Raw genomic sequence first — 26,937 nt, 5'->3', positions numbered from 1 at the left:
AAGTGGTATTTTTTTGTACTTTTTACTTTATTTACATCAATAAAAAAAGAGCACATCCGACAGAATGTGCTCTTTCTATACTCTTTATATTACTTTTCGTTCTCTTCTTTTTCTTTATCAAACCATAACAGCTCATCGTTATCAACTTCACCATTATAATTGATTAAAATTTCTTCTCCTGCTTTTATATCCTTATAAGCATAGAAGTTAAACGTATGGTTCTCGAAGACAATATCATACGTTGCATTCGGTGTATATGAATGATTAAATAACATACCGTATCCTAAAAGGATTGCCGTATGATTGATTCCATACTCAAATGCGTAGTCAGCAAGTAATGTTTTCTCAATATGTTCATGCTGTTCATTCGGATAAGAGATAACTGGTGCTGCGTGTATCAACTCACCTTTTTTAATATCACGAGTTGCAAATACACCTCTATTAAATTCTCCATCACTAAGTTCAGAAGTCTTAACTTCGATCATATGCGTCACCTATTTAATTCTTTCTTTGAAGTATTTTAATTCCGCTATTAGCTGAATTTTATCTCCTTAAGCTTGGCAGAAAACGCGCAGAAAAGCAATTAAATTCCTATCAAGTATTCGTTTCAATGAAAAAAGAGCACATCATTCGTGCTCTTTCCAAGCAATATTACTTTTCTAAAATATCTTCTAACAACTTCACTTGCTCGCTAACAGTTTGTAACGTCTTCACTGACGTATCATTTCGATGTTTTTCTTCTTCCACACTCGCTAGCACTTCTTCTGTAGCTGTAGAAGTTTGCTGAATTACGTTAGAAGCATGCGTAACATCCTTTACGATATTCGTCGTTTTAACTTGGAAACTTTCTTGATGAACAACAACCTCTCGCATTACTTCATTAATCGCATAAATAAACTTCCCTAAATCAGTTACATTTGTTAAAACGCTTGCTAACATCTCGTTACATTCTTCTTGTACTCTTTCTGACTTTTCTACTTGCACTTCTACCTTACTTGCTTGATTACTAAACTCCTTCAAAATCCCTTGAATTCTTCCCGCAGAACGATTTGATTCTTCAGCAAGCTTTAACACTTCACTCGCTACAATAGCAAAACCTTTTCCATGCTCGCCTGCCCTCGCAGCTTCAATATTTGCATTTAAAGCTAGCAAACTCGTCTGACTTGAAATATTCGTTATTACATCTACAATTTCATTAATTTGTTTCGATTGCATCATTAAATCTCTAAATATAATTCCAGACTGTGAAACAACATCATTTAAACTTCTCATGTTAGTTTCAAAATTTCTTAGAGTATGTACACTACCTTTTGAAATTTCTAAGCTTTCATCCACACGAGCCGATGCAGTTCTTACTTGAGAGATGATTTGTTCAATATTTCCCTCCATATCATTCAATACTTCTACCGAACGATACATCATCTCTGATTGTGATTGCGTACCAACTGCCACCTCTTCAAAGGCAAAATTAATTTCACTCATCGATTCCATCGACGTGTTCATATTTTGTCTTAAATGATTGAAATTACTATCTAGTTTCACAACTGTTTCTTCAATAAGTCTTTGCGTCTCTTCTAACTCCTGAGCTTTTCTCATTACTTCTTGCTTCTCATCACTTAAACGAAGGAGCAGATTAGAACCGATTTTCGTGACGCCCCACATAGCGATTGTTACAATCGCTAACAAACTTGCGAAATTAGCAGCTTCAGACGAGGCTGTATAAGCAAAAAATTGCTCCGGCCAATAGCTACAAAGGATAAATGTGATCACAACAGCTACCCCGCCAAGAATTAAAATGAGGCGCTCACTTAAGTAAATAAGTGAAACAGCTAATGTAAAATAGACCATTTGAAATACAGCCGGGCTTTCATTAAAGGCTTGTACCATAATGTAAGACATTGTAAGCAACATAAATGTCATGATATATTTATACGCTGATTCCATACTTTTTATAAAAGTAAAAAGCGTTCCAAATGCAACGACAGAAATACCACAAATCCAAAACGCTATTGCTCTCTCTGTAAAAATATATCCATAATACCCAATTGCGATTATCCCAAGAAAGAAACTACAAATCGTTATAAACAGTAATAAATGATTTTTCTGTGATTCTTTCTCAAGGTTAGAAAAACAAGTCCTCTTTAACCACTCCATATGAAGCCCCACCTTCTACTTATACATATCAATTACTTCAGTTTAAATACCGCACTTACTGGGTTATGATCGCTATTTTCAAACTTTAAATCTTTCCCTTGTACATTTACAATCTCTACATTCGGTGAAACGATAAAGCCATCAATAATAGTGACGAAATTTTCACCTTCTACATATTTCTTTACATCATCTCTCACAGTCATAACAGACGGATCTACAGCCCACTTAAAGCCACCGTCTGTAAAGTTCTTCGGTAACTCTACTAACCACTCAGGGCGCTCTTTCACGAACTTCGGATCACTTAATTGAGCGTTTGAAACTAATTGATTCCAATCTCCGCCCATTATTACGTAATCACCATTTTCATAATGCTTGTTCATATATTCTTTTAAGTACTCTACTTGCTGTTTTCTAATTTTCCCGCCTTCATCATAAGCAGACAAATGTAAATTTACGAGTCTAACATGTTTCCCATTATTAACAGGAATTTTATATTCCACAATTGCTCGATCTAAATCAAACAAACGCTTTGGCCAAGGCTCCATTCCAGGAAGCTGGAACCTCTTCGCTTCTTGAACAGTGTATTTAGAAAACGTACTTAATCCAGCCTCCGCATATCCCATTGGATTTATTATTGGCACTGGAACCCATTTCGTATCGTAGTTCTTGCCAAATGACGAAACATAATCAGGTAATCCTTTTTTCAAAAATTCATGTTCATTTACATCAAATGAACGAAGTGACTTTATATCAACTTCTTGTAATAGTGCAAAATCACTATTCTCATTTTGTAAAAACGAAAGCATATTCTTTAAATTAGTTTCCGTTTGCTCTTTACTACTTGAACCAGATCCCTTTCCACCATCCATAAAGAAATCTTGATCCTTATCTAACCCAGCATATCCAATATTAAATGTTGTAACTTTAAACTCATTTCCAGTCGCTAATACGCGCTCCTTATTATTCTCCACCTTCAAGCTTATAACATCAGCAGGCTGTTCTTTAGTAAGTGTCATATACGCTAGAAATCCTCCTACAATGCCCGCTACTACTAAAACACATGTAAATACGATTTTTAAAAATTTCTTCAAATAAATGACTCCTTTTCACGCGAATTTATTTTTCTTTATTTTCAGTCAAATAAAACAAAACGACACACATAAGAAACATTTTATCATAATTAAAACCGTATATCACTATATTTAGTTGATAAGTAATTGATCCCATTTTAATTACTTGAAAAACCTTCAGACATCAAAAAAAGAAACGTTACACCCACCTCCTCACTGGAATTTAAACGGTATATTTAGTACACTATATGTAATAATCCTAGGCGATGGAGTTCGCCATAAACGCTGCTTAGCTAATGACTCCTACCAGTATACATACTGGTAGGAGTCTATTTTTTTGAGCAATCTATTTAAAGAGGTGAGAAAATTGATTTATATTATCGTCGGCATTGCCGGTATATTAGGAGCTCTTTCTCGTTATTATTTAGGTCTTAATATCACCACATTTTGGCATCATTCATTTCCATTAGCAACATTACTCATTAACTTAATCGGTTGCTTCTTCTTAGCGTGGCTAACTACTTATATCGCCCGGCTAAACATCTTACCTTCAGAGGTCATCACAGGCATCGGAACTGGATTCATCGGTTCCTTTACGACTTTTTCAACATTTAGTGTAGAAACTGTGCAATTGATCAATCATTCTGAGTGGAGCATAGCCTTCTTATATGTATCATGTAGCATACTTGGTGGCCTCATTATGTCTGGCCTTGGCTATACACTTGGAGATTTCTTAATTAAGAAATCTCTTACGGAAGGTGATTACTCATGATAGAAGCCTTATTAGTCGCAACAGGAGGATTTTTCGGTGCGATTACACGATTTGCAATTAGCAATTGGTTTAAGAAAAGAAATAAAACACAATTTCCACTTGCTACATTCCTTATTAATATAACAGGGGCGTTTTTACTTGGATATATAATCGGCAACGGAGTTACTACAGGCTGGCAACTATTATTAGGTACTGGATTTATGGGTGCATTCACTACATTTTCTACGTTTAAACTAGAAGCCGTTCAACTTCTCAATCGAAAAAATATTAGCACTTTCCTTTTATACTTAAGCGCTACGTACATAATTGGTATCCTCTTCGCATTCCTTGGAATGAAGCTAGGCGGAATATGAAAAAAAGCGACTCTATTGAGTCGCTTTCTTTCATAAGAAATATGTCCCGCCATATGGAATAGAAAATAAACCAGCTGGATGTACATCGTAATGTACAATTTGCATCGGAAGCTGTGAATACGGCATATACTGACTTTGCATCATTTGTGCAAAATATGCTTGTTGTTGCATTTGAATAGCTTGATTCATAGCGTGAATTGTTCCTTGTGCCCCAGCCAGCGTAATAGCTGCTCCTACTTGTCTTCCATTATAAAAATGATGGTTCATCATGATTCATCTCACTTATTCTTTTTCTTCCATATGGTATGTTTCTATTTCATAGTGAGTATTTTGTCCCTATTGGTAACTCCTATTTATTGCCCTTTTTCAGCTTTGAAGTAATAAATCCAAATAATAATACGCCAATACCACTAAGGAACAATACATAACTTATCGGTACTAGGAAAAAGAAAGGTTCTTCAAGGAATCCATCCGCTCCTACTTTACTGTTTGAAGCATGTATAGTTAAAGAAATAATCGCTAAAATCATGAAAGAAATAGCTACTACGTATTTATTTTTCATTTCACATTCTCCTCTACTCATGTAATTCTCCTTAGATTCTTAACATCATATTACCCAAAAAATCATTAACAGTCAATATTTATTTATCGTTTAACAATAAATAATTATTGAATAGAATAATAACAAAAAGGTTTACGAAGCATATTAAATCACTTCGCAAACCCTCTGTATTATAAATATTTACACTTCAAACCTCTTGCTTAATACAATATACATTGCGCAAAATAGCACGAATATCCCAGCATAAATTAACAAAATCTCTACACTAAACATATCCGACAATGGCCCAAATATTATCATTCCTAGAGGAAGCGCGCATGAATTCGCAATTTGTACAAGACTGAACATCCGTCCGTGCATTGATGGTTCTACTTTTTCCTGCAATAACACAGTAACTGGTGTATTGAAGCACGGCATCGTTATACCAATTAAAAAATTAAATACTAAATACATAATAAATATCGGTGCTATTCCGAGTCCAATCATAAGCAGTCCATATAATGCACAAGCTAGCGCTGTTGTATGCATACGATTACGAAAACCACCCCACGCGGCAATCAATACGCCACCAGCTGCCGCACCAGCACTAAAGGTCATCTCACTAGCAGTAAGTCTCCACATTTCGGCCCCGAAAGAACGAGTTACCATTAAAGGTGTTAAAAAAGCAGCTGGACTTATTAAAATCATGATGATAATCAATAAAACGATTAGCCTTTTAATAAATACATTTTCTTTTAAATAAGAGAATCCTTCTTTAATTCCTTGTAGATTAGATTTTTGCTTATTCTCTGCATTCACATGTCCCTCTACTTGAATGATAAGCATAATACTAATTCCAATCATAGCCGTAATAACATCAATAAAAAATGTTGTTTCAATGCTGGCAATAGAAAGAATCGCCGCACTTGCTGCTGGAGAAAGAAACATAATTAAAGATGTAATACTGCTATTTATTCCATTTACTTTCATAAGATACTCTTTCGGAACGATTTGCGGAATTAATGCATTCACAGCTGGCGTTTGTACTCCTGTTCCAGCTGAACGAATGAGTAACACAATAAAAAGTAACCAAATACTTTTATATCCTGTTAAAAATAAAATTGCTAAAACTAACGTCGCAATCGCTATAATTCCATCCGATAACATAATCATCTTTTTACGGTCATAACGATCAATCCAAACACCTGCAAACAAAGATATCGCAATTTGTGGTAGAAAACCGCAAACAGTTGAAATAGTCAACATCACTCCTGATGATGTTGTAAGGGTGATATACCATATAATCGCGTATTGTACGAGAGAGGAACCGAACAACGAAATAGTTTGAGCGGTCAAAAATAATATAATTTTCGTTTTCCAATTGTTTTCACTCATATGTTTCACACCCCCTTAACTAATCCTGTCTCTATATGAAAGATGCTATCTGCCCAATCAAGATAAAAACTCGCTTCGTGAGATACGAGTATAATGCTGCCCTTAAACTTAATTAGCGCCTTTTGCAAAGCTTCCTTCGCTTCTGCATCTAAATGATTTGTCGGCTCATCTAAAATTAATAAGTTACAAGGTGATAATAATAATCCGCACAGTTTCACCTTCGATTGTTCACCACCACTTAACGTACGAATTTCTTGCGAAACGTGCGTATCCTTCACTCCACACGCAGCTAAATGATGGCGTATTTCCTTCATATTCAGTTTAGGAAACTGTTCTGAAATAATTTGAAGCGGCGTTAAAGAATCATTGCTCCAATTTAAATCTTGCTCATAATATCCAATCTTTATTTGCTCTGAAAAGTGAAACTCTCCAGAAATACTATCAATATTTCCAACGATTGTTTTTAATAAAGTAGATTTTCCTACTCCATTGAAACCTGTAATAACAAGTTTTTGCCTACCCATTACTGAAAAATTCAACTTTGGTAAGAGAGCGAAGTCGTAACCAACTTCAAGGTTATTTACTTCAAGAACTGTCTGAACTGAAATGGGAAGTTCCTGAAAATGAATAGACGGTTTATGAGTAAAACTTGGTGGCGCAATTCTTTCCATACGCTGTAATTGTTTTCTACGACCTTGCGCTATTTTTGAATTCACCCCAGCAATATTTCTACGAATATACTCTTCCGTTTTTTCAATTTTCTTTTGCTGTGCATAATATTGGCGAATATAATCTTTTCGCAAATGCTCCTTTTGTCTTACAAAATCTGAGTATTTGCCGTAATACTTCTTAACTGTTCCGAACTCTACATCACATATGCAAGAAGTTACCTTTTCCAGAAAATCAAAATCATGTGATACGACAATAAACGCTCCTTCAAAATTCATTAAATAATTAGCAAGCCACTCCACATGCTCCTTATCGAGAAAATTCGTCGGTTCATCTAGTAATAAAATATTAGGCTCTTCTAATAAGAGCTTCGCTAAAATTACCTTTGCACGCTGCCCTCCGCTTAATTCACCAATAACACGATCCATCCCAATCACATCAATACCTAAGCCGGATGCCACCTTATTCGTAATACTATCTACTGAATAAAAATCATGAGCCTCGAGCAGTCCTTGAATTTCTGCCGCTTTCAATAGTTGATTTTCATCTCCGGTCATCGCAATTTCTTCATATAACTTGTTCATTCTCTTTTCCATTTCATACAAATCATAAAAGGCTCTCTTTAAATATTGAGAAATGGTATAACCCTCATCAATTTCTGCGTATTGATCAAGATGTCCAATTTGAATATTTGGTTGCCACTTTATGTCTCCCTTATCAGAAATAATTTCCCCCACCAATATTTTCATTAATGTGCTTTTTCCTGCACCATTCTGTCCAACAATTCCCATATGCTCCCCTTTATGCAAATCAAAAGAAGCATTTTCGTATAATACTTTATCTATAAAACTATGTGATAAACTTTCCACTTTAAGTAAACTCATTTTTATTCCTCTTTTCCTCAAATTAAAAAAAGCAGAGAGATAGCGTCATTCGACACTAGCCCTCTGCTTCGTGGTTTTTCCTATACTACTCCAATTTACAGTAAAGACTCATCGGAATAATATACACAAAGGGCCATAGACAAAGCATTGTCTATGGCCCCTTAATCTATTTTATACACCAGCTGAAAAACCATAACGAAATAAGCATAGATAAACTATACTTTTTTAGAAAAGTTATTCAGCCGATGAATATAGGGGATTTATACCCCTTGATTAAGCTCCGTACAACGCTTCACCGTATACATTTGTGCGGAGCAAAGTTTTCTAATGAGTTTTACAAATTTTATATAAAGCATATTCTGCACCTTCCTTAATACTTAAAAGGGATTTTAGCATACGGTTTTACGAAACGTCAACATTACTTCCGAATCTTTCAACTACTTGTTTTCAAAATATTGCTTCTGAAACATACACATTCTTATCGCATTATGATAGTTACCATCAACGAAAAACTCATCGATAAGCTCACCTTCTACCATAAACCCAACTTTTTTATAAACATGTACTGCCTTTTCATTTTCCTTATCCACAACTAAATAAATCTTATGCATATTTAGTACGGAAAAAGCGTAATCCATCGCTAAACGCGTCGCATCCACTGCATAACCATATCCTTGATAATTCGGATCAATAATGATTTGGAATTCTGTTCTACGATGAATATAATCGATTTCTACTAACTCAACTAATCCAACCATTTCATTGTCTTTCTCAACGATAAATCGGCGTTCGCTTTGATCATGTATATGTTTATCGTATAAGTCTTGCAGCTCCACAAATGCCTCATATGGCTCTTCAAACCAATACGACATAATATGCGCATTATTATTCAGTTCGTGTACGAACTTTAAATCTTCTCGTTCCAATGGACGTAACTTCAATTCCTGATTCATTCCTATAACCTCCAAGTAAAAGAAACCTCTTCACTTAATTTCTCAATTTTTTTCGATTTCAAACGCCCTAATTTCATTGTAAACTTTCAAGCAACTTGAAGGTCAAGACGTAAAAAAGTAGTGCAAACTTACGTCTGCACTACTACTCTTTTCTCAAATCTCTCATATTCGATATGTATAAAGCAATAACTAAAACAAGAATTGCTCCTGCGTATAATAACGTCTCCATCGGTTCCTCATGAGACACAATAATCAATCGAATTAAGGCCGTAATTCCGATATAAATAAAATAACGTAACGGGAAATGATAGTTCGATTTAAAATACTTAATAATTAATGCAATGAACTCGAAGTATAAGAAATAGACGATGATACTTTCAACCAATTTATAAGACGTATACTCTTTTGCTGAAAAAATATACTGCACAAACGTAATTGTCTCATTCACTAAGAAAATCGATAACACAATGGATAATATAATTAAAGCTATATTTAATATCCATTGCAAAACACTAGCTATAACATGATCGATATTAAATGACTTCATATTCTCTTTAGACTCCCCTTCGTATAAGTACTTATTTATTATAGCAAAATTACGATTGGAAAGAAGTTAAATCATATATTCGTCCTTTGTTGTTGCCAGTGTAGGTGATGTTCATTGTTTGGAGGAGTCTTTTAACCGCAGAACTAGATTCCATATTAAGAAATTCCCTCAATTCGCTATTAGTAGTTATCATACTAAACAGAAGTGTGTAATCTTGTACAGCACGTAAATGAGCATGTTTAGACATACTATTGCAGTTTGAACAACGCCATCCCTGCTTTTCTTTTAACATTGCCATTGTAAAACATTCCTCACACTGTACACCCTTTAGCAATTCCTCTTTTTTAATTTTATATTGTGCAAGAACATTTTGACGTTGCGGAATGTGCTCATTCATAATCTGGCCTATAAGTCCATTTATATTATCAATCACTTTTTCTTTATATTGATTTTTAATCTGTTTTATTCTATTAGGTAAATTTGCACTGTGGATAATTTTACTAGACAGTATTTCATCTGAAGTTTTAATAATTGTACGAGGGGAACTAATTACAACGAGGGATTCAATCGGAATATTATGTAAACCATGTAGATTCAGCCATTTTCTCAGTTGCATCTCTTGCCGTTTTAGTTGTAAAAGCGGATCTGGGAATCCTTCTTCTGTATTACCATCTACTATTCGAATAAGCTGATTGAACTTTGCATCAAAAATTAATGTACCAATAATATTTTTTATTTCAAGAAAAAGAAGAAAATAGGATGAAACTATGAGGGTATCAATTTGGAAATAATGTTTTTGATCAAATAACCTAATATCATGTAAAATACTGTATTCTGTTTCGGGTAAAAAACTAAGTGGATACTCAATCGCCTGCTCTCCTTTATAGCCGGCCATAAATTTCGCTAGACTTTCAACCACCACATTCCTTTTTGGATGATGAGCAGGCAATCTTCTAAGTAAAGCTTCTAATTGCAGCAAATATACGGGAATTTTCCGCTCTTTCACAATCATTTTTATCCCCCTTCAAAATATATCAGCGATTTTTCAAATATATCAGCGCAACTCCAAATATATCGGCGATTTTCGAAATATATCAGCGCAACTCCAAATATATCAGCGATTTTCGAAATATATCGACTTACCGACAAAAACCGACAAAACATACACACATAAAATCTTATATACAGTATAACATCACAGCAAAAATCGCAATGTAAGCATAATGTGTATACCCCAATGTGATTACGCCATTTTCAAAATGACAAATTTACATTCACCCCATGTAAAAGACCTTTTTATAAATATGAACAAATTTTAGGAATTAGTTTATCTTTTTTTAATGTTTTATTTAGAGGCAGTTTATAGTCGGGTATTAACATAAGAAACGTAGCAACTAAGTTCATATATGACGCACTGCTACTATAATCGCTAACCGTACTACTTGAAATCATAAAATAAGGAGACGATAAAACATGAACAAAAAAGCAAAAGCACTATCATCCGTACTGCTCGGATTCACATTAGCATTAACAGGGTGTGCTGGTACTAAAGCTGAAGAAAATCATGGGAAACAAAAACAAGAACAAGTTGCTAAAGAAACAAAAAAGGAAAATAAATTAACTAAAGGGCAAAAAATGGCTAATATTCTTAGCGAGACAAATTGGCAAGGTACACGAGTGTATGACAAAGATAAGAATGACTTAACAAAAGAGAATGCAAACTTCATTGGTCTTGCAAAATATGATGCGAAGTCCGGCAGATATGAATTTTTTGATGCTAAAACAGGTGCAAGTCGTGGTGATAAAGGAACTTTCTTTGTCACAAATGATGGGAAGAAGAGAATATTAATTTCAGAATCAATGAAGTATCAAGCTGTCGTTGACATGACAAAACTAAATAAAAATGTATTTACTTATAAACGAATGGGGAAAGACGCTAACGGTAAAGATGTAGAAGTTTTCGTTGAACATGTCCCATATAAAGAAAAAGAACTTTCTTTCACTGATCCGGACAAGCAGCTGAACACGACTACAGGAGATATTGTTAAAAACGTTGATGGAGATAAAATTTTAGGCGGCACCCTTTGGCACGGAACAAAGGTATTAGACGAAGCTGGTAACGATGTAACACAGTTTAATTCGAATTTTATAAGTTTAGCAAAATTTGATGACAAATCTAATAAATATGAGTTTTTCAATAGCGAAACAGGTCAAAGCCGCGGTGATTATGGCTACTTCGATGTTGTACACGAAAATAAAATAAGAGCCCATGTTTCAATTGGAAATAACAAATACGGTGCTGCTCTTGAACTTACTGAACTAAATAAGAATAAATTTACGTATAAAAGAACTGGTAAAGACCAAGCTGGTAAGGATATAACTATATTCGTTGAACATGAACCTTATAAAGGTGATATGAAACCACAATTTAGTTTTTAAATACGTTTGATTAAAGATCCTGTACTGAGTTGCAGGATCTTTCTTATTAAGCAAGAGAACAAAAAGACGAAAAACATGTAGCTTTTCGTCTTCACAATATCCCCACCTTATAGTTGATGATTTACAAAACCTAAAAACATACCGATACAAAATAAAATTTGTGACTAAGTAAAAAAGCGCCCTACTTATAGGGCGCTTTTTTTATACTTAATGACTAATACTAGCTGTTGGATATAATGTTGTTCCTCCAATTGAAACTTTTATTTCATTTGTTAATGGAACGTTTTGTTCATTAATAATTGTTCTCCACCATTCCCATGCAAGACCTGTACATTCTCTTGCTACAATTTTTATATTTTTTGAGTTCGGTGGAAGAGGGATAACTGTAGAGTAATGAGCCGTTTTGTCTTTTCCGCTACCATCCCATGTTTTATGTGTTAGTACTTCGTTACCCTTTTGGTCAAATGTGAATTCATCCCAAGATACATCAAATTGAGCAACGTAAGCACCGTAATGATCAAGTGTCATTTTAGCACTTGAATATTCTGTAGTTGTCGTCTCAATATAATCTGTATTATTATGAACAGCAGCAGTTGCATTATCTTTTAAGAAAGTACTTGTATATGAAATTGGGTATGCTGGATTTTTAAGACTTAATTCAGCATTATCTTTAATAATATTTCGGATTTCATTGAAATCTTTAGTAACAACCTTGTTATGCTCTTTCGCATCTCCGCCTAATACTACAGCAGTAAAGGTACTTTCTTCAAAAATATCTTTATACTGTCCACTTGTTTCAACGCTGTTATCCTTAAGTAAGGCTTTAAAAGCAGCTTGTACATCTTTGCTCTTAGATGTTGTTTCTAATTTTACATAAATCGTTCTACCATAAGCTACATTTGAAACCATAACAGGTGGAGCCGAATTACTTACGCCTTTTCGAGTTAACTCATCAAAAGTAACGCTATTATCAAAAAGGTCGGATGGATTGTTAGGTAGTTCAGCACTTACCGTATAAAATATTTGCTTATACGCCGCTACCATCACTTTTTTCTCTCCATTTGCAACCGCATTAAAATCAATGTTTAGACTGTTATCAAGATATTTAGCGTTAACATTAAGAGCGCTTGCGATTTGCGATTTACTATAAACCATGGATTCCGTATACTGCATTCTTGCAGGCAACGTATGTGTTGTAGAATACTTTTCATTCCAAGTAGATACTAAATCGTCTACTGCTCCAGCTACATTACCATATGTCGGATTTTGGACAGTGATTGTATTTTCTTTTCTCATGCCCGGTAAGTCTATACTAATATTCAAAGGCTTTCTCTTAGCCACTAATAAACTCGGTTGATTGTCTGCAAAAGCTTTATTTGCAAGTTGTACAGCTCCTGGATACGTGCGATTCACTACAGAATCAATAATTGAAATATCGACTGGTGACGTTGTAAGTGATTTTTTTTCGCGTTCTACTACTACAAATTTACCATTTGAATTGATACTTTCTTTCGGAACAAAACTCTCTACTTTATCACCATTTACAGCTAAAACCTCTTGATTATTATATTTAAGATTTGCTATACCAGTATCAATGCCACTAGCATTTTTGGTTACATCAGTTGCATTACTTGCTTGTGTTTCTGCGAAGGAAATAGATGAATAATTAATAGTGCATAGACTAACTAATAAACATGCAAGGAACTTTCTTCTTTTAGTGTTTTTCTTAATATTCAGAAAAATCACCCCGTTCTTTTTTTAGTAAAATATGATAATGATTGATAAATGATTGCTAACTAATAAATTTACATAAATGCTTTTAAAAGTTCTTGAATTAACGGGATTACGCCACCTACAAATTTTAAAACTGCCATTGCGATTTCCATATTATTTCCTCCTTTTTATTGCTACGAAAATATGATTTATCTTTATGCCCTCATTATAGTGACCCCTTACACTTTTATCAATACACTCTGATATGCAATATTACATATAAAAAAACAAGCTGAATTCTTTTGAAAAATTATACAGAGATATTTTTTCCACTTGGTACATACTTGAAAAGGTGAAGCATTCTTTTGCATTTTATGAGTAATCACATAAAAAAAGCTGCTGCCTATAAAATACAGACAGCAACTTCAACTAGAGTGTCTTGCATAATCTACGCAAGACATTTTATAACTAATAAACTGCTATTGGCCCATAAGGACCATTAATAATTTCTATTTTTGTTTCAAAAATATCTGTCAAAAGTGTTGAGTCCATAACCTCTTCTACTGTTCCAAAAGCAGCAATTTGTCCATCTTTCATAGCACAAATTTTATCCGAGTATTTAGCTGCAAAATTTATGTCATGCATAACCGTCAAAATTGTTCTTCCAAATTCATTAGCTGCACGTCTTAAATGCTCCATCATTTGAACAGAACGAGCAACATCAAGGTTGTTCAAAGGTTCGTCCAAAAGTACATATTCCGTCTCTTGGCACAGTACCATCGCTACATATGCCCTTTGTCTTTGACCACCAGAAAGCTCATCTAAATATCTATTCTCTAAACTAGTTAAATCTAAGAAATCGATATATTTAGAAATGATAACCTCATCTTCTTTAGTCAACCTTCCCTTTGAATAAGGAAAGCGCCCAAATCCAACTAATTGTCTAACTGTAAGCCTAGTTACAAAATGATTTTCTTGTCGCAATATAGTCAAAACTTTTGCTAAGTCTTTTGATTTGGATTCAGAAACATCCATATTTGCTACCTGAATTTGGCCTTCATCCATATCTAAAAGTCTGCCAATCATCAAAAGTGTCGTTGACTTTCCAGCACCATTTGGTCCAATTAAAGAAGTAAAGCCTGCTTTTGGTATTTCAATATCCAAAGGTCCTATTTTTACCTTATCAGTATAGAACTTTTTAACATTATCAATTTTTATCATAAAGCCCTCTTCCTTAAAACTATAATTAAGAATATGATTCCACCAAATAATTCAATAATAACTGAAACTACACCTTGAGCATGGAATACATGATACATTAAAAAGTATGCGCTCGTCATTATTAAAAATCCTATAGCAAAAGCCATCGGAAAAATATATCTATGATCATAAGTTGACGCTGCCTGATAACTCAAAGTTGCCACTAAAAAGCCGTAGAAAGTAAGTGGCCCAATTAGAGCTGTTGAAATGGACATTAAAATAGCTACTAATACAAGCGTATAAATTACACTAGGTTGGTATTTAACTCCAAAAGAAGTAGCAACATCCTTTCCTAGTGACAAAACGTTCAAATTCTTAGAATGAGCAAAAATTAATACTGCTACAATTATGATCATAGGAATTACAATAGGAAAATATGCAGGATCTGCATGATTAACAGAACCAAATAATCTTGCTTGTAAAATATCAAATTCTGAAGGCGCAAGTAGTTTTCTCATGAAAGTTGACACAGAATTTAGCCCGGTACCAATAATAATTCCAACTAAAAGCATAAGTTGTAAATTCCCGTATTTGCCGGAAAGTAACCATCCATAAAGTATCAAACTCATGAAGACCATAACAACAACTTGGAATAAAAATGATCCAATTCCATTAAAATTTATTAACGCACTAGCACCAAAGAAGAATACTGTACTCGTTTGAATTGCTGAATAAAGTGATTCGAAACCTAAAAGCGATGGAGTAATAATTTTATTATTCGTAATAGATTGGAAGGCAACTGTCGACAAGCTATGGCAAACCGCAGCAATAATCATTGCAACAATAGCTACTATCCTTCTCTTAACAACTGGGATAAAAGAAGGTGAATCTATCGGAACTGGATTGTTATAAACTAAAAGGCCATATGAAGAAAGAAGACCTAAAGCAATCAATGTTATCAGTAAAATCCAATAACGTCTTGCTTCCTTCTTAGACCGAAAAGCACTAGCTGATCTACTTTCATTATGAAGGCTAGAATCGATTTCGACATTTTCTTTTTTTCTATATTCTAATGTGATCATCGTAGCCTCCTTGGTTTTCTTTTTCTCAATAAAATAGTAATAAACACGACTGCTCCCACTGTTGCAAGTATTAAAGAAACAGGTAATTCAAAAGGCTGTATAATTGTTCGAGAAATGATGTCACAGGCAGTTATTGATCCCATTCCGATCACACAAACCCAAGGTAAATTACTCCTAAGGTCATCACCTCTAAACATTGAAACGATATTTGGCACAATTAATCCCAAGAAAGGTAAGTGTCCAATAACAGCTGCAACAATTCCAATTGCAACCGAGATAAGAGCAGTCCCAAAAAGAACAATTCTATTGTAATTAACTCCAAGACTTGTTGCGACATCTTCTCCTAGTCCAGCTAAAGTCAATCTGTTAGCATACATAAAAATAAGAAAAGTAATGATAACAATCAGCCATAAATATTCATATCTTCCGACCTGAACGTTAGCAAATGAACCTACAAACCAAGTTTCAATACTTTGCGTCTTTTGAAAAAGGAGTCCTAAAAAAGTAGACACTGCAGAAATTACTGCTCCAAGCATCAATCCAATAATCGGAACAATTAAAGACGAACGAAGCTTAACTCTTCTTAAAAATAGAAAGAAAATCATAGTTCCTATAAAAGAAAAAATGATTGCACCAGTCATTCTTTGAACTAAAGTCGGGGCAGGAAATAATAAATACACAAAAAGCAGGCCTAAGCCTGACCATTCAATAGTCCCCGTTGTAGTAGGTTCAACAAAGCGATTCTGTGTAATGAGTTGCATTACGAGCCCTGCCATCGCCATCGCAGCTCCAGTAAGCATTAATGCAGCTGTTCTCGGAACACGAGTTATGAAAAACATCTCTGTCCCGTCCTCTTGTCCACGTATATCATAAACTCCAGTAAACAGTGATATAATCCCTAAAATTATAACAACTATAATCGCTATTATAAAAGGTTTTGTCCATAATTTATTGTGATTATAAAACTGGGGTTGAGAAATATTCTCAACCCTAGAAATTATATTTTTTGACACTGTTTCGTACTCCTTTACACTACTTAGCTAAAGTTTTTGCCATATTTCCAAATAACTCTATATAAGTTTGAATTGATTCATTTGTGTAAGTATCTTCTGGTGCATAAATAACTTGTTTTTTAGAAACAGCAGTTGTGTTTTGAAGAGCAGGTGATTTAGAAATAACATCCTTAGCAGGTGTTGACTTAGCTGCATCAGATGTTGCAGCATCACGATCTAATACGAAAATCCAATCAGGATTTGTTTGTGCAATAGCTTCAACAGAAACGTCATCACCTTTATGACCTGCAGTAGAATTTGAAACTTCTAACGCTGGAGTCCAACCGAAAATTTCATACATTGGTCCCCAAACGCGACCAGAATGCGGAGCAGCAAAACCAATATTACCACCAGTAACGATAACACTCATAACTTTATCTTTTCCGTTATAAGCAGATTTTGCTTTTTCAATAGATTTATCAAAATCAGCTACTAATTGTTTAGCTTCTTTATCTTTATTAAAGATTTTTCCTAAAGTAATTGTAGAATCTTTAAGTCCTTTTACTAAGTTTTCGCCAGGCTTAGTAGCTTTCTCAGAAACATCAAAATTAAGATCAATAACTGCTGCATTTGGTACTAATTTTTTGATTTCTTCGTAATGGTCAGCAAATCTTTGACCAACAATTACAAGTTCAGGATTTGCCGCTGCAATAATTTCTAGATTTGGTTCACGGTGATTCCCAATATTTTGAACTTTTTCATCCTTTTTATATGCTGAATCAGCAGGCATGATATCCTTTGGAGCAGCCGCTAATTTAATTCCCCAATCAGATAAAGTTTCAAACGTTCTGTTATCCAAAGCAACTACATTCTTTGGGTTTACAGGGACTTTAACAGTTCCATGAGCATCAGTGATTTCAACCGTTTTTGGCTTATCACTACCATTATCTTTATTATTAGCCTTCGAAGTTTCTTTACTTGAATCTGAGCAAGCCACTAACATTAAAGTAAAAATTGCTAGAATACTCACTAATTTTAAAAGCATAGATTTTTTCATATGTATACTCCTTATAGTGTGATTTATTTCGAAAATGATGACATCCATAGATTGAATTAGAAAGTAATTTTCATTCAATTGAATCGCTATTGATAATCATTTTCATTTGAACATCCTGTTAATTAGTATAGTCATTAATTCTGTGAAAATCTTGTGAATGGTGTGAATTCATAAAATCAGACACACAAAGTAATATATGAAGTCGGGCGTGTTGATTAACCTTTATTCTTCAGAGCGTGTCGATTTTTTTCGAGTAGACACTTTCATTAGATCCGGTCTCAACTAATGCGCGCTAGAATCGTCCCCTACACAATACCCAAAAGATGAGCACCTTATAAACCATAATTTCCCCTGCAAAAAATGCTCATTAATAGCTAATGTTTTCATAATCCATTACCTGATAGAAATATTTTTTACATCTTTTAATACTTCTCACGAACTATTTAATCATCATATTTAATAAAAAAACGAGTAAAACTAAATGAAATAGTTTTACTCGTTTTTTATTATTCAATCATTGAATAGCCTCTGCCGTGTATCGTTTGAATATATCTGTCTTTCTTCTCACACTTTAACTTTTTTCTTACATAACCAATATATAAATCTACTACATTTGGATTTACTACTACGTTATATCCCCAAACTTGATTCAAAAGCATTTCACGGCTCAATATTGTGTTTTTGTTTTTGATTAAAAATACAAGTAAATCGTACTCGCGCTTCGTAAGCGAGAGATTTTTACCACCTTTTTTCACAATATTGCTAGATGCATCAACAAAGAGATCTTTAAACTGATAAAAGGTTGTCTCATTTTGCTGGTTACAGTCGCTTCTCCTTAAAATAGCTTGAACCCTTGCTACTAATTCTTCTTTCGCAAATGGTTTTCTTATATAATCATCTGCTCCTGCTTGTAACCCTGCTACGCAATCCTTACTAGAAATATTGTCAGTCACAATAATGATCGGTGTCGTTTTAACAAGTCGTATTTGTCTGCAAATTTCTGGTCCAGATATACTTAATGAATCCCAATCCAATATGATAATATCCCAATCTTGTTCATATATTATATTTAAACCTTCGTTTTCATTGTGAAGTTTTAAAATGAAGTAGCCTTCTTGCGTTAAACCGCTTACGATTTTCTTTGCTGAAGACCGTTCATTTTTAATCACCAACACCTGCTTCACCGATGGTTCACCTCTACTTCAATATAAATTATTTAGATAAAAAATTATCTCGAAAAAATAATTTAAGATTTATAAATTTAAACCCCCTAAATAATCCATTAAAACAGTTTATTAGGAGAACTCTATATAATCTTACAATAGGTATGGATAAAAACACAAAACATGTGAAGATTCGAATAAAGTGAAAAAATAATAAGAACTCAACAATTGGGCGTTTACTAGCAGCTATATTATCTACCTGCTTATCGTCAATAACCATTTCTTCATTTTCTATTTCAGGGATATCGTCCCATCAACTTCAGCATTCTATAAAACCACAAACAAAAAGAACCATAACCTCGCCAACCTGGCAAAGTTATGGTTCATATCACATACAAAATAAAAAAACCACCAAATATGTATTGGTGGAGACGGTGGGAGTCGAACCCACGTCCAAAAATATCGGCACTTAAGCTTCTACGAGTGTAGTCGATATATTAGCATTTCGCGAACTCTTCGGCCTATCGACAGGCTTCCAAGTTGCTAGTCTGGTTGTTCTCTTCCTTTGTCCTCAGACGGCGAACTCCGGCGTAGTCCACTTAGTTTGAGTCCCTTACCCTACCACATGGACGATGGAGGGAGGAACCTTTAGTGCAATTAAGCAGCTAAAGAAAGATTGTTTTGTTTGCCAATTATAGGCTTTGACGTTTTAACGAGGCCGATCCCCTCGACTCGCAACCTAAGCTCGAACTATCCCTGTCGAATCCGTAACGTCCCCATGATAAAAATGGAGCATACGAAGAAAATATCGTGATAGCTACTAAGAGCTGTTTTTCAATGTGCAACAACCTTACATAAGTTATTATAACATACGCGCTCCATTTTACAAATGTAAATATCTGTATTACATCTTTTGGCGATCACGGAACGCGCGTGCAATTTCACGTTTAGCTTCTTTCTCTTTTAAATCGTGACGTTTATCATATTGCTTCTTACCTTTTGCTAAACCAAGTGCCATCTTTGCAAATCCATTTTTCAAATAAATTCTAAGTGGAACTAATGCGTAACCTGTTTCTTTCGCAGCGCCCGCTAGTTTATCAATTTCTTTTTTATGCAGAAGTAATTTTCTCGTACGAAGTGGATCATGGTTGAAACGATTCCCTTGTTCGTACGTATTAATGTGCATATTATGAACCCATACTTCACCATTATGTACACGTGCAAACGCATCTTTCAAGTTTACGCGTCCAGCGCGAATCGACTTAATTTCCGTTCCTTGAAGGACAAGCCCTGCTTCGTATGTTTCTTCGATGAAATAATCATGAAATGCTTTTTTATTCTGTGCAATAACCTTACCTGTACCCTTTGGCATAGAACGTCCCTCCTCTATTTTTACTATTGTAACAAATGTTAATAAAAAGCGAAAGTGGCTCGTTCAGAATGTGAGATGGATGGAGCTTCTGACCTTGAGGCGCTCTTTGCCTCTCGGGAAGAAGCGAAGCCGCCAAACATTCTAGCCACTGTAGCTGGATTCCATCAAAAAGCGAAAGTGGCTCGCTCAGAATGTGAGATGGATGGAGCTTCTGACCTTGAGGCGCTCTTTGCCTCTGGGGAAGAAGCGAAGCCGCCAAACATTCTAGCCACTGTAGCTGGATTCCGATAAAAAGCGAAAGTGGCTCGCTCTCAAGCCACGAAGAAAAAAGAAAACGGCCCCGCTTTTCATCAAAGCGAAGCCACTCTTTTCTTACTTACGCTTTTTCTTTTTCTTCTTGAATCCTGGTACGTTTTCGAAGAATGCTTTTTTCTTCTTACCGTTACCATCTTTTTTTCCCGGCTGGCTAGCAGAAGCGGATGCAGATGCAGATCCTCTTCCTTTTCCTTTACCACCACGGTCAAATTTTCTACCTGTGCCACGTTCACCGCCGCGCTCATTACTGCGCTCGCTACGTCCACCGCGTTTCTTTCTGCCTGTTCTTGGCTGCTCGATAACGACTGGACGATCTTTGAACTTACGGCGAGGTGTGCCTTTCATACCAACGATTTCAAAGTCGATTGCACGCTCGTCTTTGTTTACGTTAATAACGCGAATTGTAATTTCGTCACCGATGCGGAATACGTTTCCTGTACGTTCTCCGATCATAGCGAAATGTTGCTCGTCATAACGGTAGTAATCATCCGTTAAATAACTAACGTGTACAAGACCTTCAATTGTATTTGGAAGCTCTACGAATAAACCGAAGTTTGTTACAGAGCTAATCATACCGTCATACTCTTCACCGATCTTATCAACCATATACTCTGCTTTTTTCATCTCATCTGTTTCACGCTCTGCTTCAACAGCACGGCGTTCCATATTAGAAGAGTGCTCTGCAATCTCAGGTAATTTTTCACGCCATTTTGCTTGCGTTTCATTGTCGACTTTACCATTAATAATGTATTCACGAATTAATCTATGAACAATTGTATCTGGGTAACGACGAATTGGTGATGTGAAATGTGTGTAGAACTCAGTTGATAAACCGAAATGTCCTAAACTATCCGCATCGTAACGAGCTTGCTTCATAGAACGAAGCATAACTGTTGAAATAACTACTTCTTCTGGCTGTCCTTGAACCATTTCAAGAATTTGTTGTAGCGCGCGAGGATGCACTTCATTCGCACGTCCTTTTACTGCATATCCGAAGTTCGTTACAAACTCGAAGAAACGCTCAAGCTTATCTTCTTTCGGATCTTCATGGACACGGTACATGAATGGTACGTTCATCCAGTGGAAGTGCTCTGCTACTGTTTCATTCGCAACAAGCATAAATTCTTCAATTAACTTCTCTGATACAGAACGATCGCGCATGACAACGTCTGTCGGTTTTCCTTCTTCATCCACTAATACTTTCGCTTCTTTAAAGTCAAAGTCAATTGCACCACGGCGCATACGTTTTTCACGTAAAATTTGTGCCAATTGGCCCATCTCTTTAAACATCGGTACTAATGGCTCATAACGCTTAATTAACTCTTCGTCCTCATCTTCTAAAATGCTTCTTACGTCAGCATACGTCATACGCTCTGTTGTTTTAATCACACTTTGGAAAATCTCGTGTTTAACAACATCACCTAAGTTGTTGATTTCCATTTCACAAGATAATGTCAGACGGTCTACTTTCGGATTTAATGAACAAATCCCGTTAGATAGACGGTGTGGAATCATCGGAATTACACGGTCAACAAGATACACACTCGTCGCTCTTTCCGCTGCTTCAACATCAATTGGAGAACCTTCTTGAACGTAATGACTTACGTCCGCAATGTGAACGCCAAGCTTGTAGTTACCGTTCTCGAGCTTCGTTACTGTAACAGCATCATCTAAGTCTTTCGCATCTGCACCATCAATCGTTACGATCATTTGGTCACGTAGATCACGGCGATCTTTTAAATCTTCTTCTGAAATCGTTTCTGGTACACTGTTTGCATGTTCCATCACTTCTTCAGGGAACGCTAAAGGCAAGTGATGTTTATGAATGACAGATAAAATATCTACTCCTGGATCATTTTTATGACCTAGAATTTGAATAACTTCACCTTCTGCACTTAAACGATTCTCTGGATAGCTCGTAATTTTCACAACTACTTTATGACCTTCTACAGCGCCCATAGATGCACTTTTCAATACGAAAATGTCACTTGTCCAGCGCTTATTGTCAGGTATAACGAACCCAAAGTTTTTCGATTCTGTATATGTACCAACTAACTCTTTCGTTCCGCGTTCTAAAATGCGTACAATTGAACCTTCTTGACGCGAACCACTCGATTGGGAACTAAGGCGTGCTAATACTGTATCGCCATGAAGCGCACCGTTTAATTCTGTAGGCGGTATGAAAAGGTCATCGTCTCCCGTTTTCTTCTCATCTGGTACAACGAATGCAAAACCACGTGCATGTCCAATTAACTTACCGCGTATTAAATTCATCTTTTCAGGAAGACCGTAACGGTTGCTACGAGTACGAATAACAAGTCCCTTCTCTTCCATCGTTACAAGTGCCTTTACGAAATCTTTAAAGCCCTCAGAACCTTCAATTCCAAATGCCTCTTCTAACTCTTGTATCGTTAGCGGTTTATACGCTTCTTCTCTCATAAATAATAACAACTTATCAATATGTTCTTGTATGATTTCTTCCAAGCAAAAATACCTCCTTTAAAACCTTATATTATTTAGTGTATCCGAAAGATAGAGGATGTATAAAGTGAAACTTCAATACTCCCCTTATGATTTTTACAGTTTTCACAAAAAATTCCTTATGAAAAAAAGAGGCAACTAGATCTTACCAATCTAGTTGCTCCAAGAAGTTATATACATCCTCATGTAGCTCGTCACGTTGTTTATCAAGTGTAATGACATGCGTAGAGTCTTCGTACCATTTAATGTCTTTTAACGTAGATTCTACACCGTTATAAATAATGTTAGCACTATCTGTATTAATCATTTCGTCATGACGTGCTTGTACAACAAATGTTGGCGCATAAATCATATCCACATTGTTACGTACGTCAGCAATTAATTGTTGTAATGCTTTTAATGTATTCATCGGTGTCTTTTGGAATTCCAACATTTCTTGTTCAATTTGTTCTGGTGATTTTTGCTCACGTTTTTTATATTCGCGGGCATATGCCAATATACCTTGGTACATCGTTTCTTCGCTCTTAATATACATAGGTGCACACATTGGTACTACACCTAAAACCGGTACTGTATAACCCAATTTTAAAGAAAATACGCCGCCAAGTGACAATCCAACAACAGCAATTTTCTCAAAACCTTTATCTTTTAAAAGCTGATATGCCTCCGTTACATCTTGCCACCAATCTGTAGGCCCTGTATGAACAAGCTCTTCTGGTGGTACACCGTGCCCTTTATAAATTGGCGCATGACAAGTGTAGCCTTTCTTTTCTAAGAAACGCCCTAACATACGTACATCAGCTGAGTTCCCTGTGAATCCATGTAGTAATAAAACAGCGCGGTCTCCACCCTCAAATGTAAATGGTTTCGGAGATGCTAATTTCATCATGTACTTCTCCTCTTTCTCTTCTGTAATCTAGTCGTATTCTTTCTATGTCTTAGTGTACCATATTTATATTTCTATAATCTAATTAGAAACATCTTTCAAATGGCAAAACAAAAAAAGAAGAACCATTAGTACATTTTACTAACGCTTCTTCTTTCAATTCTATAAGTTCAAGTACGTAACACCAATTGTTAATGCGAAGAACAATACAGCTAAAACAATTGTAATGCGGTTTAATACCGCTTCAATCCCACGTGCTTTTTGCTTACCAAATAATTGCTCTGCACCGCCTGAAATTGCACCTGAAAGGCCTGAGCTATTACTAGACTGCATAAGTACCATAACAATCATTAAAATCGATACAATAATAAGTAAAACTGATAATAACGTATGCACTTGGCGTACCTCCTACAAAGATTCAGTTATTGTAACTGTAGCATAAATTCTATAGAAAAGCGAGAGCTATAGAGGCGCTCTCGCTTTTCTTCTATTACATAAACATCATCGCAAATAACGGTCCAAGTAAACATGTCAAAATTGCTGTTAATGTCATTGTTACCGATCCAATAACACCTTCATGTTCGTTATTTTTCATCGCTCTCATAACACCCATAATATGAGAAGCACATCCAAATCCGATACCTTTACCAACTGAGTTTGTAACACGACTCCATTTTAATAAAAGGGGTCCTGTAATCGTTCCAGTAATACCTGCAATAACAACGAAAGCTGCTGTTAAGGAAGGTACACCACCGACTTGCTCTGAAACACTCATCGCAACTGGCATTGTCACCGATTTTGGTAAAGACGATAAGATTAAGCTTTTATCCGTTCCCATAAGTGAAGCAATCGCAAAATCACTAGCGATTGCAACTGTTGTACCTACTAATACGCCACCAGCAATCGGTACAACATATTTTTGCAGAACATGACGTTGTTTATAAAGAGGAATTGCAAATGCTACAACACCGGGTCCAAGTAGCTTTGCAATCCAGCCACCACCACTTTCCATATAATGTTGATATGGTATATCAAGCACGATAAATAGGAAAGCCATTAATCCAGTTGCTACAAGCATTGGAATGGTGAATGGTGTTGGAAATAATTTATAGATTTTTTTAGATAATTGATATAATAGCACCGTAAAAAGAACCCAACCGATTCCGATTAATATTTGGCTCATCGCGACTCTCTTTCCTTCCTATTCGCAAGATATTGTCCTGTATGTCCTGCGACAATAATAATTAAAAATGTACTCGCTACAACTGTAATGAAAAGAGAAATTCCTTTACTCATAAAAAAAGCACCGTAATTCATTAGGCCAAGCGTTGGCGGAATTAATAAAAACGGCATAATAGCAACGAGTGTTTCTGCTCCTAAATCGAACCATTTCACTGGAAGAACTTTTAGGCTAAGTAAAACAAGTAAGAGGAACATTCCAATCAAACTTCCTGGGATCGGAATATTTAACATTTCTTGTACCCAAGTTCCAACCATATAAAAAACGTAAAGAGCAGCAATTTGGACAAGAATCTTTGTAAATTTCATGTTCATCATCCCTCATGTTTATACGATCTTCTGTTAATATCTTTATCATAGTATAAATTGTAAAAAGCTGCAATTTATCAACTTGACAGCAAAAACAGCCTATGTTATACGCTTACAACCTTGATATGACTGCATTTCTAAACGAAAATTACGTCAAAAACCTTGACCTAATATAAAAAGTTTTTATTTTCTGAATTTAAAAGACTATTATTTCAATAAAATAATCTTTTTATTCTTAAACTTACATATATATAAAGTGAAACTTTAATCAATGAGATTCCCCTCATCCTTATTGATTATTAGCCCTCACCAAGCTGGTTTGTACGGGATAAACAAGATAGGTGGTGAACCATATGCCCAAAAAAGTTCTCATTTTTTGTGATCCTGGGATTGATGATACGATGGCTCTCCTCTTAGCATTCTTTATCGATGAAATAGAAATTGTCGGTATCGTTGCTGATTACGGCAATGTTCCAAAAAAAATGGCCGTAGAAAATGCTCATTTTTTTAATAACGAAACAAAGAATAGAAATATCAAGATATTCGGTGGTTCAGAACGTCCCCTTACTGGTGCCCCACCTGCGTTTTTTACGGATGTACATGGGAAACAGGGGCTCGGTCCAATTATTCCAAAGGTGAATGTGACTAACGGAGAAATGGAGAATTTTTTTGAAGTCATTCCTCTTATTGAACAGTATAAAGATGAATTAATCATTGTAAGTTTAGGAAGACTTACCTCCCTAGCAATTTTATTCATCGTATGTAAACAGTTAATGAAGCAAGTTAAATCTTACTACGTAATGGGCGGTGCCTTTTTACATCCTGGTAATGTTACCCCTATTTCCGAAGCAAACTTTTATGGCGATCCTACTGCCGCTAATATAGTCCTTCAATCCACAGCTAGCATGTACATATACCCATTAAACGTCACTCAATACTCCATCATTACACCAGAAATGGCAGAATACATTGAGGCAAAAGGAAAAGCTCCACTTGTCAAACCGTTATTTGATCATTATTACTACGGATATTATAAAGACGCCCTACCACATTTAAAGGGGAGCCCCTTCCATGACACAATACCAATACTCGCTTTACTTGATAACTCTATGTTTACCTATCACAAATCACCTATCGTTGTCATGACAGAATCTTATGCACAGGGGGCAAGCATTGGAGAATTTCGCTCTTTAGGAGAATCTAAACCATTTATTGATTGGCCGAGTCATCAAATAGCAATTGATTTTGATTATAACCGCTTCTTCAAACATTTCATGTCACTTATGACGGGTGAACAATTTTAGCATAAAAAAACAGACCGTAATTTCTCACGGTCTGTCGTTTATTTTCT

Annotated in this window: 27 protein-coding genes, 1 other RNA gene and 1 riboswitch; of the genes, 5 read left to right on the top strand and 23 right to left on the bottom strand. The window is 35.4% G+C overall.

Going from position 1 to position 26,937, the window contains the following annotated elements; all coding sequences use genetic code 11:
- Nucleotides 1-89 precede the first annotated feature (89 nt).
- From ACTFO4_RS12040 to ACTFO4_RS12030, 3 genes are all read right to left on the bottom strand, one after another.
- Complete coding sequence (locus ACTFO4_RS12040) at nucleotides 90-485, bottom strand: SET domain-containing protein (RefSeq protein ID WP_000573649.1); 396 nt, start codon at nucleotides 483-485, stop codon at nucleotides 90-92.
- 166 nt (nucleotides 486-651) lie between these two features.
- Entirely contained in the window at nucleotides 652-2,154 is a 1,503-nt protein-coding gene (locus tag ACTFO4_RS12035; RefSeq protein WP_025686654.1) for a DUF4077 domain-containing protein, read from the bottom strand.
- A 32-nt stretch (nucleotides 2,155-2,186) separates the two neighbouring features.
- Nucleotides 2,187-3,245 carry an endonuclease/exonuclease/phosphatase family protein gene (locus ACTFO4_RS12030; protein WP_224201258.1) on the bottom strand — a complete coding sequence of 353 codons (1,059 nt, stop codon included), beginning with the start codon at nucleotides 3,243-3,245 and terminating at the stop codon, nucleotides 2,187-2,189.
- A 232-nt stretch (nucleotides 3,246-3,477) separates the two neighbouring features.
- Nucleotides 3,478-3,537: riboswitch (Fluoride riboswitch) on the top strand.
- A 54-nt stretch (nucleotides 3,538-3,591) separates the two neighbouring features.
- Here ACTFO4_RS12030 and crcB (ACTFO4_RS12025) point away from each other — a divergent pair.
- The gene (crcB, locus tag ACTFO4_RS12025) at nucleotides 3,592-3,996 is read left to right on the top strand and encodes a fluoride efflux transporter CrcB (RefSeq protein ID WP_000639315.1); all 405 of its coding nucleotides are present in this window, start codon (nucleotides 3,592-3,594) and stop codon (nucleotides 3,994-3,996) included.
- The gene (gene crcB, locus ACTFO4_RS12020; protein WP_000568587.1) at nucleotides 3,993-4,349 is read left to right on the top strand and encodes a fluoride efflux transporter CrcB; all 357 of its coding nucleotides are present in this window, start codon (nucleotides 3,993-3,995) and stop codon (nucleotides 4,347-4,349) included. The genes crcB (ACTFO4_RS12025) and crcB (ACTFO4_RS12020) overlap by 4 nt, the downstream gene beginning before the upstream one ends.
- Before the next feature lie 30 nt (nucleotides 4,350-4,379).
- Here crcB (ACTFO4_RS12020) and ACTFO4_RS12015 read toward each other — a convergent pair whose 3' ends face one another.
- From ACTFO4_RS12015 to ACTFO4_RS11985, 7 genes are all read right to left on the bottom strand, one after another.
- A complete protein-coding gene (locus ACTFO4_RS12015) occupies nucleotides 4,380-4,619 on the bottom strand; it encodes a DUF3947 family protein (protein WP_000980930.1) in 240 nt (79 codons plus the stop codon).
- 79 nt (nucleotides 4,620-4,698) lie between these two features.
- Complete coding sequence (locus ACTFO4_RS12010) at nucleotides 4,699-4,911, bottom strand: DUF3955 domain-containing protein (RefSeq protein ID WP_025118109.1); 213 nt, start codon at nucleotides 4,909-4,911, stop codon at nucleotides 4,699-4,701.
- A 180-nt stretch (nucleotides 4,912-5,091) separates the two neighbouring features.
- Nucleotides 5,092-6,285 (bottom strand): MFS transporter, encoded by a 1,194-nt coding sequence (locus tag ACTFO4_RS12005; RefSeq protein WP_001293752.1) that lies wholly within the window; start codon nucleotides 6,283-6,285, stop codon nucleotides 5,092-5,094.
- A 5-nt stretch (nucleotides 6,286-6,290) separates the two neighbouring features.
- Complete coding sequence (locus ACTFO4_RS12000) at nucleotides 6,291-7,838, bottom strand: ABC-F family ATP-binding cassette domain-containing protein (protein ID WP_224201257.1); 1,548 nt, start codon at nucleotides 7,836-7,838, stop codon at nucleotides 6,291-6,293.
- 437 nt (nucleotides 7,839-8,275) lie between these two features.
- Nucleotides 8,276-8,791: a spermidine N1-acetyltransferase gene (speG, locus tag ACTFO4_RS11995; protein ID WP_001071092.1), complete on the bottom strand. Its 516-nt coding sequence runs from the start codon at nucleotides 8,789-8,791 to the stop codon at nucleotides 8,276-8,278.
- A 142-nt stretch (nucleotides 8,792-8,933) separates the two neighbouring features.
- The gene (gene psiE, locus ACTFO4_RS11990) at nucleotides 8,934-9,338 is read right to left on the bottom strand and encodes a phosphate-starvation-inducible protein PsiE (RefSeq protein ID WP_000834708.1); all 405 of its coding nucleotides are present in this window, start codon (nucleotides 9,336-9,338) and stop codon (nucleotides 8,934-8,936) included.
- Nucleotides 9,339-9,387: 49 nt separating this feature from the next.
- The gene (locus ACTFO4_RS11985) at nucleotides 9,388-10,350 is read right to left on the bottom strand and encodes a nuclease-related domain-containing protein (protein WP_224201256.1); all 963 of its coding nucleotides are present in this window, start codon (nucleotides 10,348-10,350) and stop codon (nucleotides 9,388-9,390) included.
- A gap of 461 nt (nucleotides 10,351-10,811) precedes the next feature.
- Between ACTFO4_RS11985 and ACTFO4_RS11980 the strand changes: the two genes are divergently transcribed.
- Nucleotides 10,812-11,777: a DUF4822 domain-containing protein gene (locus tag ACTFO4_RS11980; protein WP_001034143.1), complete on the top strand. Its 966-nt coding sequence runs from the start codon at nucleotides 10,812-10,814 to the stop codon at nucleotides 11,775-11,777.
- A gap of 207 nt (nucleotides 11,778-11,984) precedes the next feature.
- Here the strand turns inward: ACTFO4_RS11980 and alo are convergent, their stop codons facing one another.
- From alo to smpB, 8 genes are all read right to left on the bottom strand, one after another.
- Nucleotides 11,985-13,523 carry an anthrolysin O/cereolysin O family cholesterol-dependent cytolysin Alo gene (alo, locus tag ACTFO4_RS11975; protein ID WP_000576727.1) on the bottom strand — a complete coding sequence of 513 codons (1,539 nt, stop codon included), beginning with the start codon at nucleotides 13,521-13,523 and terminating at the stop codon, nucleotides 11,985-11,987.
- Nucleotides 13,524-13,958: 435 nt separating this feature from the next.
- Entirely contained in the window at nucleotides 13,959-14,711 is a 753-nt protein-coding gene (locus ACTFO4_RS11970; protein WP_000590071.1) for an iron ABC transporter ATP-binding protein, read from the bottom strand.
- The gene (locus ACTFO4_RS11965) at nucleotides 14,708-15,772 is read right to left on the bottom strand and encodes an iron chelate uptake ABC transporter family permease subunit (RefSeq protein WP_326234952.1); all 1,065 of its coding nucleotides are present in this window, start codon (nucleotides 15,770-15,772) and stop codon (nucleotides 14,708-14,710) included. The genes ACTFO4_RS11970 and ACTFO4_RS11965 overlap by 4 nt, the downstream gene beginning before the upstream one ends.
- Nucleotides 15,769-16,785, bottom strand: coding sequence for an ABC transporter permease (locus tag ACTFO4_RS11960; protein ID WP_440013703.1), 1,017 nt, complete (start codon nucleotides 16,783-16,785; stop codon nucleotides 15,769-15,771). Before ACTFO4_RS11960 ends, ACTFO4_RS11965 begins: the two co-directional genes overlap by 4 nt.
- Before the next feature lie 19 nt (nucleotides 16,786-16,804).
- A complete protein-coding gene (locus ACTFO4_RS11955) occupies nucleotides 16,805-17,821 on the bottom strand; it encodes a siderophore ABC transporter substrate-binding protein (protein ID WP_063246369.1) in 1,017 nt (338 codons plus the stop codon).
- 506 nt (nucleotides 17,822-18,327) lie between these two features.
- A complete protein-coding gene (locus ACTFO4_RS11950) occupies nucleotides 18,328-19,005 on the bottom strand; it encodes a response regulator transcription factor (protein ID WP_025686663.1) in 678 nt (225 codons plus the stop codon).
- Nucleotides 19,006-19,407: 402 nt separating this feature from the next.
- Nucleotides 19,408-19,762: a transfer-messenger RNA gene (gene ssrA / locus ACTFO4_RS11945) on the bottom strand.
- 126 nt (nucleotides 19,763-19,888) lie between these two features.
- Nucleotides 19,889-20,356, bottom strand: coding sequence for an SsrA-binding protein (gene smpB / locus ACTFO4_RS11940; RefSeq protein WP_001123919.1), 468 nt, complete (start codon nucleotides 20,354-20,356; stop codon nucleotides 19,889-19,891).
- Nucleotides 20,357-20,410: 54 nt separating this feature from the next.
- Here smpB and ACTFO4_RS11935 point away from each other — a divergent pair, with 54 nt between their 5' ends.
- Nucleotides 20,411-20,647 (top strand): hypothetical protein, encoded by a 237-nt coding sequence (locus tag ACTFO4_RS11935; protein WP_326234954.1) that lies wholly within the window; start codon nucleotides 20,411-20,413, stop codon nucleotides 20,645-20,647.
- Between the two features lie 81 nt (nucleotides 20,648-20,728).
- Here ACTFO4_RS11935 and rnr read toward each other — a convergent pair whose 3' ends face one another.
- The 5 genes from rnr to ACTFO4_RS11910 form a co-directional block, all read right to left on the bottom strand.
- Nucleotides 20,729-23,155 (bottom strand): ribonuclease R, encoded by a 2,427-nt coding sequence (gene rnr, locus ACTFO4_RS11930; RefSeq protein ID WP_000391087.1) that lies wholly within the window; start codon nucleotides 23,153-23,155, stop codon nucleotides 20,729-20,731.
- A gap of 142 nt (nucleotides 23,156-23,297) precedes the next feature.
- Nucleotides 23,298-24,038 carry a carboxylesterase gene (gene estA / locus ACTFO4_RS11925; RefSeq protein WP_000761986.1) on the bottom strand — a complete coding sequence of 247 codons (741 nt, stop codon included), beginning with the start codon at nucleotides 24,036-24,038 and terminating at the stop codon, nucleotides 23,298-23,300.
- 162 nt (nucleotides 24,039-24,200) lie between these two features.
- Nucleotides 24,201-24,434 (bottom strand): preprotein translocase subunit SecG, encoded by a 234-nt coding sequence (gene secG, locus ACTFO4_RS11920; RefSeq protein WP_000557262.1) that lies wholly within the window; start codon nucleotides 24,432-24,434, stop codon nucleotides 24,201-24,203.
- A gap of 94 nt (nucleotides 24,435-24,528) precedes the next feature.
- Nucleotides 24,529-25,221: an LrgB family protein gene (locus ACTFO4_RS11915; RefSeq protein WP_000078304.1), complete on the bottom strand. Its 693-nt coding sequence runs from the start codon at nucleotides 25,219-25,221 to the stop codon at nucleotides 24,529-24,531.
- Nucleotides 25,218-25,586 (bottom strand): CidA/LrgA family holin-like protein, encoded by a 369-nt coding sequence (locus ACTFO4_RS11910; protein WP_000673222.1) that lies wholly within the window; start codon nucleotides 25,584-25,586, stop codon nucleotides 25,218-25,220. Before ACTFO4_RS11910 ends, ACTFO4_RS11915 begins: the two co-directional genes overlap by 4 nt.
- A gap of 353 nt (nucleotides 25,587-25,939) precedes the next feature.
- Between ACTFO4_RS11910 and ACTFO4_RS11905 the strand changes: the two genes are divergently transcribed.
- Entirely contained in the window at nucleotides 25,940-26,890 is a 951-nt protein-coding gene (locus tag ACTFO4_RS11905; protein ID WP_224201254.1) for a nucleoside hydrolase, read from the top strand.
- Nucleotides 26,891-26,937: the final 47 nt, after the last annotated feature.

It is taken from the genome of Bacillus cereus group sp. MYBKT14-1, assembly GCF_051915185.1.
GTDB classification, from domain to species: domain Bacteria; phylum Bacillota; class Bacilli; order Bacillales; family Bacillaceae_G; genus Bacillus_A; species Bacillus_A cereus.
Note: the sequence above shows the minus strand (reverse complement) of the source record. Positions and strands in the feature narration are given on the sequence as shown.

Excerpts from the sequence above, each read along its gene's own strand:
- ACTFO4_RS11915 (WP_000078304.1), bottom strand. The coding sequence starts at position 25,221 with ATGAGCCAAATATTAATCGGAATCGGTTGGGTTCTTTTTACGGTGCTA.
- ACTFO4_RS12040 (WP_000573649.1), bottom strand. The coding sequence starts at position 485 with ATGATCGAAGTTAAGACTTCTGAACTTAGTGATGGAGAATTTAATAGA.
- ACTFO4_RS11905 (WP_224201254.1), top strand. The coding sequence starts at position 25,940 with ATGCCCAAAAAAGTTCTCATTTTTTGTGATCCTGGGATTGATGATACG.
- speG (WP_001071092.1), bottom strand. The coding sequence starts at position 8,791 with ATGAATCAGGAATTGAAGTTACGTCCATTGGAACGAGAAGATTTAAAG.
- ACTFO4_RS12000 (WP_224201257.1), bottom strand. The coding sequence starts at position 7,838 with ATGAGTTTACTTAAAGTGGAAAGTTTATCACATAGTTTTATAGATAAA.
- ACTFO4_RS11955 (WP_063246369.1), bottom strand. The coding sequence starts at position 17,821 with ATGAAAAAATCTATGCTTTTAAAATTAGTGAGTATTCTAGCAATTTTT.
- ACTFO4_RS12035 (WP_025686654.1), bottom strand. The coding sequence starts at position 2,154 with ATGGAGTGGTTAAAGAGGACTTGTTTTTCTAACCTTGAGAAAGAATCA.
- ACTFO4_RS12005 (WP_001293752.1), bottom strand. The coding sequence starts at position 6,285 with ATGAGTGAAAACAATTGGAAAACGAAAATTATATTATTTTTGACCGCT.
- ACTFO4_RS12015 (WP_000980930.1), bottom strand. The coding sequence starts at position 4,619 with ATGATGAACCATCATTTTTATAATGGAAGACAAGTAGGAGCAGCTATT.
- ACTFO4_RS11970 (WP_000590071.1), bottom strand. The coding sequence starts at position 14,711 with ATGATAAAAATTGATAATGTTAAAAAGTTCTATACTGATAAGGTAAAA.
- ACTFO4_RS11965 (WP_326234952.1), bottom strand. The coding sequence starts at position 15,772 with ATGATCACATTAGAATATAGAAAAAAAGAAAATGTCGAAATCGATTCT.
- smpB (WP_001123919.1), bottom strand. The coding sequence starts at position 20,356 with ATGCCAAAGGGTACAGGTAAGGTTATTGCACAGAATAAAAAAGCATTT.
- ACTFO4_RS11910 (WP_000673222.1), bottom strand. The coding sequence starts at position 25,586 with ATGAAATTTACAAAGATTCTTGTCCAAATTGCTGCTCTTTACGTTTTT.
- ACTFO4_RS12010 (WP_025118109.1), bottom strand. The coding sequence starts at position 4,911 with ATGAAAAATAAATACGTAGTAGCTATTTCTTTCATGATTTTAGCGATT.
- ACTFO4_RS11980 (WP_001034143.1), top strand. The coding sequence starts at position 10,812 with ATGAACAAAAAAGCAAAAGCACTATCATCCGTACTGCTCGGATTCACA.
- crcB (WP_000568587.1), top strand. The coding sequence starts at position 3,993 with ATGATAGAAGCCTTATTAGTCGCAACAGGAGGATTTTTCGGTGCGATT.
- estA (WP_000761986.1), bottom strand. The coding sequence starts at position 24,038 with ATGAAATTAGCATCTCCGAAACCATTTACATTTGAGGGTGGAGACCGC.
- ACTFO4_RS11985 (WP_224201256.1), bottom strand. The coding sequence starts at position 10,350 with ATGATTGTGAAAGAGCGGAAAATTCCCGTATATTTGCTGCAATTAGAA.
- psiE (WP_000834708.1), bottom strand. The coding sequence starts at position 9,338 with ATGAAGTCATTTAATATCGATCATGTTATAGCTAGTGTTTTGCAATGG.